6 protein-coding genes are annotated in these 6,333 nt (G+C 72.4%); 4 read left to right on the top strand and 2 right to left on the bottom strand.

The window, feature by feature from the left end; translation table 11 throughout:
- Window positions 1-26 precede the first annotated feature (26 nt).
- Complete coding sequence (locus tag ACF09E_RS31695) at window positions 27-542, bottom strand: GtrA family protein (RefSeq protein ID WP_361857089.1); 516 nt, start codon at window positions 540-542, stop codon at window positions 27-29.
- 188 nt (window positions 543-730) lie between these two features.
- Between ACF09E_RS31695 and ACF09E_RS31700 the strand changes: the two genes are divergently transcribed.
- The 4 genes from ACF09E_RS31700 (at window position 731) to ACF09E_RS31715 (ending at window position 4,735) form a co-directional block, all read left to right on the top strand.
- A complete protein-coding gene (locus ACF09E_RS31700) occupies window positions 731-1,870 on the top strand; it encodes a 5-(carboxyamino)imidazole ribonucleotide synthase (RefSeq protein ID WP_392209136.1) in 1,140 nt (379 codons plus the stop codon).
- A gap of 59 nt (window positions 1,871-1,929) precedes the next feature.
- On the top strand, window positions 1,930-2,427 hold the full coding sequence (gene purE, locus ACF09E_RS31705; protein ID WP_055601832.1) for a 5-(carboxyamino)imidazole ribonucleotide mutase: 498 nt from the start codon (window positions 1,930-1,932) through the stop codon (window positions 2,425-2,427).
- Window positions 2,424-3,650 (top strand): dipeptidase, encoded by a 1,227-nt coding sequence (locus ACF09E_RS31710; protein WP_392209138.1) that lies wholly within the window; start codon window positions 2,424-2,426, stop codon window positions 3,648-3,650. The genes purE and ACF09E_RS31710 overlap by 4 nt, the downstream gene beginning before the upstream one ends.
- Before the next feature lie 152 nt (window positions 3,651-3,802).
- Complete coding sequence (locus ACF09E_RS31715) at window positions 3,803-4,735, top strand: membrane dipeptidase (protein WP_392209140.1); 933 nt, start codon at window positions 3,803-3,805, stop codon at window positions 4,733-4,735.
- Window positions 4,736-4,768: 33 nt separating this feature from the next.
- Here ACF09E_RS31715 and ACF09E_RS31720 read toward each other — a convergent pair whose 3' ends face one another.
- Complete coding sequence (locus ACF09E_RS31720; protein WP_392209142.1) at window positions 4,769-6,094, bottom strand: UDP-glucose dehydrogenase family protein; 1,326 nt, start codon at window positions 6,092-6,094, stop codon at window positions 4,769-4,771.
- Window positions 6,095-6,333 lie beyond the last annotated feature (239 nt).

A 6,333-nucleotide genomic window follows, 5' to 3' on the forward strand; every position in this document is an offset into this window, starting at 1 on the left:
GACCGGGGGCTTCCTGGGTACGGTGCTCAGACGCGGTCGGGCTGCCGGCGGCTCGTCTGCCGCGGCGCCTGCTCCAGGAACGACTCGGCGGTCTGCACCGCCTCCTTCGCCGGCAGGGCGCGGAACACCCACGTGCGGTAGGACCAGAAGCGGAACAGGGTCCCGATCCCGATGCCGAAGAACTTGAAGAAGTTGCTCGCGAGCGGACCGTCCCAGCCGAAGCCGTACGTCGCCGCGTAGAGCACGCCGTTCTCGATGACCATGCCGACGACGCTGAACAGCAGGAACAGCGACATCTCCTTGGTGCGTCCGGACTTGTCCCGGTCGCGGTACGTGAAGTAGCGGAACCCCACGTAGTTGAAGACGATCGCGACCACCGTGGCGATCAGGCTGGCCCGGACCATCGGGATGTCCGTGGCGCCCCGGACGATGTTGAAGACGCCGAGGTTCACCAGGACGCCGAGACCGCCCACCACCCCGAACTTGGCGACCTCCCGGGCGAGCAGGTCGAGTCGCGTGCGCAGCGCACCGGGTTCACTCATGGTGATCGCTCTGTCCCGTCCGTCCGGATGACGTCCGGGTGACGTCAACCCGACCATGCTAACCAGCGCTCCTGTCACCCGCCCGTGTACCGGGTAAACCGCCTGGTGACCCACATCCCACCAGCACCGTTGTTGTGCCAAACCACAGCCGGACGAGTGTTCACCGATGGTGCGGATACCCTAAGAGGGTGACGTTCCCGGTAGTCGGCATGGTCGGTGGCGGTCAGCTCGCCCGAATGACCCACGAGGCGGGCATCCCCCTCGGCATCAAGTTCAAGCTGCTCAGTGACACCCCGCAGGACTCTGCGGCCCAGGTGGTGAGCGAGGTCGTCATCGGCGACTATCGCGACCTGGCTACGCTGCGTGACTTCGCGCGCGGATGTGACGTGATCACCTTCGATCACGAGCACGTCCCGACGGAGCACCTGCGGGCCCTCGAAGCGGACGGCATCCCCGTCCGCCCCGGGCCCGACGCGTTGGTGCACGCCCAGGACAAGGGGGTGATGCGCGCGCGGCTCGACGAGATCGGCGCGCCCAGCCCCCGGCACCGCATCGTGGCGGACCCCGGGGACGCGGCGGCCTTCGCCGCCGAGGTCGGGGGCTTCCCGATCATCCTCAAGACGGTGCGCGGCGGCTACGACGGCAAGGGCGTCTGGTTCGTCCGGACGCCGGAGGACGCCCGGGACCCCTTCATGGCGGGCGTCCCGGTCCTCGCCGAGGAGAAGGTCGACTTCGTGCGCGAGCTCGCGGCGAACATCGTCCGCTCCCCGCACGGCCAGGCAGTCGCCTACCCGGTCGTGGAGTCCCGCCAGGTCGACGGCGTCTGCGACACGGTGATCGCGCCCGCCCCCGACCTCGACGAGGAACTCGCCGGGCAGGCCCAGGAGCTGGCCCTCCGCATCGCCAAGGAGCTCGGTGTCGTCGGGCACCTCGCCGTCGAGCTGTTCCAGACCACGGACGGCCGCATCCTCGTCAACGAACTGGCGATGCGCCCGCACAACTCCGGCCACTGGACCCAGGACGGCGCGATCACCTCGCAGTTCGCCAACCACGTCCGGGCCGTCCTCGACCTGCCCCTCGGCGATCCGCGGCCGCGCGCCCCGTGGACCGTGATGTGCAATGTGCTGGGCGGCGACTACCCGGACATGTACTCCGCGTACCTGCACTGCATGGCCAGGGACCCGCAGCTCAAGATCCACATGTATGGCAAGGACGTGAAGCCCGGCCGCAAGGTGGGGCACGTCAACACCTACGGCGACGACCTGGACGACGTGCTGGAGCGCGCGCGCCACGCCGCCGGCTACCTGCGAGGAACGATCACCGAGTGAGCAGCACGAGCCCCGGCACCGCCCCCGGCACCACCACCGCCCCCGTGATCGGCATCGTCATGGGGTCCGACTCCGACTGGCCCGTCATGGAGGCCGCGGCGCAGGCCCTCGACGAGTTCGAGATCCCGTACGAGGTCGACGTCGTCTCCGCGCACCGGATGCCGCGCGAGATGATCGCGTACGGCGAGGAGGCCGCGGGCCGCGGCATCAAGGCGATCATCGCGGGCGCGGGCGGCGCGGCCCACCTGCCCGGGATGCTCGCCTCCGTCACCCCGCTGCCGGTCATCGGCGTGCCGGTGCCGCTGAAGTACCTCGACGGCATGGACTCGCTGCTCTCCATCGTGCAGATGCCGGCCGGCGTGCCGGTCGCCACGGTCTCCGTCGGCGGCGCGCGGAACGCGGGCCTCCTCGCGGCCCGCATCCTCGCCGCGCACGACCCCGAACTGCTGGACAGGATGCGCGGGTTCCAACAGGAGCTGAACGACCAGGCCACCGAGAAGGGCAAGCGCCTGCGGGCCAAGGTCGAGGGCGCGGAGTCGTTCGGCTTCGCCAAGTGAGCGCCGCGGAAGGGGCCTCCGGCACCGCGGCCGACCGCCTCGCGGAGGCCCGCGAACTCCTCGCGGCCCACCCGGTGGTGGACGGCCACAACGACCTGCCGTGGGCGCTGCGCGAGCGCGTCCGGTACGACCTGGACCGGATGGACATCGGCACGGACCAGACGGGCGCGCTCCACACCGACCTGCTGCGGATGCGGGCCGGCGGCGTGGGCGCCCAGTTCTGGTCGGTGTACGTGCCGTGCCGGCTGACCGGGGACGACGCGGTCAGCGCGACCCTGGAGCAGATCGACGTCGTCGACCAGCTCCTGGAGCGGTACGCGGGCGACCTCGCCCCGGCGCTGACCGCCGACGACATGGAGGCGGCCCGTGCGCAGGGCCGCATCGCCTCCCTCAAGGGCGCCGAGGGCGGCCACTCGATCAACAACTCGCTCGCCACCCTCCGCGCGCTGCACACCCTCGGCGTCCGCTACATGACGCTCACCCACAACGACAACAACGACTGGGCGGACTCGGCGACCGACGAGCCGGGCGTGGGCGGGCTGTCCGCCTTCGGCCGTGCCGTCGTCCGCGAGATGAACCGCTCCGGCATGCTCGTCGACCTCTCGCACGTGGCCGCGACGACCATGCGGGACGCCCTCGACGCCACCGCGGCGCCGGTGATCTTCTCGCACTCCTCGGCCCTGGCCGTCTGCGACCACCCGCGGAACGTCCCGGACGACGTGCTGGAGCGGCTGCCCGCCAACGGCGGTGTCGCGATGGCCACGTTCGTGCCCAAGTTCATCCTCCCGGCGGCCGTCGAGTGGACCGCGCGGGCCGACGACAACCTCCGGGCGCACGGCTTCGACCACCTCGACACCACGGCCGAGGCGATGAAGCTGCACCGCGCCTTCGAGGAGGCGAACCCGCGGCCGATCGCCACCGCCGCCACGGTCGCCGACCACCTCGACCACATGCGCGAGGCCGCGGGCATCGACCACATCGGCATCGGCGGCGACTACGACGGCACGGCCTTCACCCCGGCCGGGCTCGACGACGTCGCCGGCTACCCGAACCTGGTCGCGGAGCTGCTGCACCGCGGCTGGTCCCGTCCGGACCTGGCGAAGCTGACCTGGTCCAACAGCGTCCGCGTCCTGCGCGACGCGGAGGCGGTCGCGCGCGACCTGCGGAGCCGTACGGCCCCGTCCAACGCGACGATCGACTCCCTGGACGCGCCGGACGCCTGACGGCACCGGCCCGGGCCCGCACCGGTGCCCGGGCCGTTCACCCGGTCGGCCCGGCCCACCGGGCCCCCTCGCGGGCCCGGTGGCACGGTGGACCGTACTGCCCCGCCGCACTCCGCGGAGGCGGTACTGCATCGCCGAGTTGGAGTAGGACCATGGCGGAACTCGTAGACGACCCTCCCGCGCTCTCCACCGTCCCTTCCGCCGCCGGGGAGCCCGCGCCCCCCGACCCACCACCGCCGCTCGACGAGACCTCCCGGGCCCGCGCCCTCCTGGCCGCCCAGCCCGTCGTCGAGGGCCGCACGGAACTGCCCGGGTCCCTCGACCCGGAGGACCTCCCGCCCGTCCGGGCGGCGGAGGCGGGAGCCCAGTTCTGGGCGCTGGACGCCGGACCCGGCGAGGAATCGGCGAGCGTCGTCGGCACCCTGCGGCGCATCGACGCCGTCCGCGCCCTCGTCGCCGGCTGCCCCGAGGACCTGCGCCTCGCGCAGACCACCTCCGAGATGGCCCACGCCCGCAACTGCGGCCGCGTCGCCGCCCTGCTCGGCCCGGTCGGCTGGACGGCGCTCGACGCGTCCGCGGCGACCCTCCGGGCGTACCACGCCCTGGGCGTACGGGCGGTCAACCTCCCGCTCTTCGACCGCTTCGCCCGCGGGGCGGTCCGGGAGATGAACCGCATCGGCCTGGCCGTGGACCTCTCGGGCGCCGACGAGGACACGGTCCGCCGCGTCCTGGAGGCCACCCGGGCCCCAGCCCTGCTCACCAGGGCGGCCCCGCAGGACCTGTCCGACGACGTTCTCGGCCTGCTCGGCGGGAACGGCGCGGTCTGCATGGTGACGGTGACCGACGACCCGGCCGCCGCCGCCGACCTCCTGGACCGGGTCCGCGAGCGGGCGGGCGCGCACGTCGCGGGAATCTCCCGCACCACCGCCCCGGCCGTCGGCTACGTCCCGCTCTTCGCGGAGCTCCTCCGGCGCGGCTGGTCCGCCCAGGACCTGGTGGGCCTCGCGCACGGCAACGTGACGCGGGCGCTGCGGCAGACGGAGTTCCTGGCGCGGACGAACCGCATCAGGCCCGTGGCCGCCTGACCGCCCGGCCCGGAGTCCGGTCCGCCGGTGTGCTCAGGCGCGCGGGCGGCCCATCGCCCGGTACGTCCAGCCGGCCGCACGCCAGCGCTCGGCGTCCAGCGCGTTGCGGCCGTCGAGGATCACCCGCGAGGCGGCGACCGCGGCGAGCGCCGCCGGGTCGAGCTCGCGGAACTCGCGCCACTCCGTGAGGTGCAGCACGACGTCCGCCCCGCGCACCGCGTCGAGGGCGGAGTCGGCGTACCCGAGGGTGGGGAAGAGGCGGCGGGCGTTGTCCATGCCCTTGGGGTCGTAGACGGTGACCTGGCCGCCCTGGAGGTGTATCTGACCGGCCACGTTCAGCGCGGGGGAGTCGCGGACGTCGTCGGAGTCCGGCTTGAAGGCGGCGCCGAGGACGGCGACCCGGCGGCCCAGGAAGGTGGCGCCGCCGAGGGCCTCGCGCGCCATCTCGACCATCTGGCCGCGCCGCCGCATGTTGATGGAGTCGATCTCGCGCAGGAAGGTCAGCGCCTGGTCGGCGCCCAGCTCGCCCGCGCGGGCCATGAAGGCCCGGATGTCCTTGGGCAGGCAGCCGCCGCCGAAGCCGATGCCGGCCCGCAGGAACTTGGCCCCGATCCGGTCGTCGTGCCCGATCGCCTCGGCCAGCTTGGCGACGTCGCCGCCGGCCGCCTCGCAGACCTCGGCCATCGCGTTGATGAAGGAGATCTTGGTGGCGAGGAAGGAGTTCGCGGAGGTCTTCACCAGCTCCGCGGTGGGGAAGTCGGTCACCACGAAGGGCGAACCGTCGCCGACCGGCCCGGCGTACACCTCGCGGAGCAGCTTCTCCCCCCGGTCGCCCTGGACGCCGACGACGATCCGGTCCGGGTGCAGGGTGTCCTGGACGGCGAAGCCCTCGCGCAGGAACTCCGGGTTCCAGGCCAGCTCCACGCCCGCCGGGAGGACGCCCGCGAGCCGTTCGGCCGAGCCGACGGGCACGGTCGACTTGCCGACGACGAGGGCCCCTTCGCGCACGACGGCGGCGAGGGAGGCGAAGGCGGCGTCCACGTAGCTCATGTCGCAGGCGTACTCGCCGTGCTTCTGCGGGGTGTTCACACAGACGAAGTGCACGTCGCCGAAGGCGCCGACCTCCTCCCAGGAGGTGGTGAACCGCAGCCGGCCGCTCGAACCCTCGATGCCCGCGACGTGCTTCGCGAGGAGCTCCTCCAGACCCGGCTCGTACATCGGGACCCGACCGGACGACAGCAGCTCGATCTTCTCGGGGACGACGTCGAGCCCCAGGACCTCGAAGCCCAGCTCCGCCATGGCCGCGGCGTGGGTGGCGCCGAGGTAGCCGGTGCCGATCACGGTGATCTTGAGGGCCATGCGGGTCTCCAGGGAACGTCGGGCGGAATGCCTGCCCGAGCATAGTCGTGCTCTGGTCCGCGGCCGGGTCACGCCCTACGCTTTGAGTTACTTAACGGTAGTTAGCAAGTGTGGGAGTGAGTGAGAGTGTCAGGTTCTTCTGATTTCGACCTGTATCGGCCCTCCGAGGAGCACGACATGCTCCGGGAGTCGGTGCGTGCGCTCGCGGAGGCGAAGATCGTGCCGTTCGCCGCCGCGGT

The sequence above is a fragment of the Streptomyces sp. NPDC014891 genome, assembly GCF_043081085.1.
Lineage (GTDB): Bacteria > Actinomycetota > Actinomycetes > Streptomycetales > Streptomycetaceae > Streptomyces.

Bases quoted from the DNA above. Each gene is read 5' to 3' on its own strand.
- ACF09E_RS31695 (WP_361857089.1), bottom strand. From the start codon at position 542: ATGAGTGAACCCGGTGCGCTGCGCACGCGACTCGACCTGCTCGCCCGG.
- purE (WP_055601832.1), top strand. From the start codon at position 1,930: ATGGGGTCCGACTCCGACTGGCCCGTCATGGAGGCCGCGGCGCAGGCC.
- ACF09E_RS31715 (WP_392209140.1), top strand. From the start codon at position 3,803: ATGGCGGAACTCGTAGACGACCCTCCCGCGCTCTCCACCGTCCCTTCC.
- ACF09E_RS31720 (WP_392209142.1), bottom strand. From the start codon at position 6,094: ATGGCCCTCAAGATCACCGTGATCGGCACCGGCTACCTCGGCGCCACC.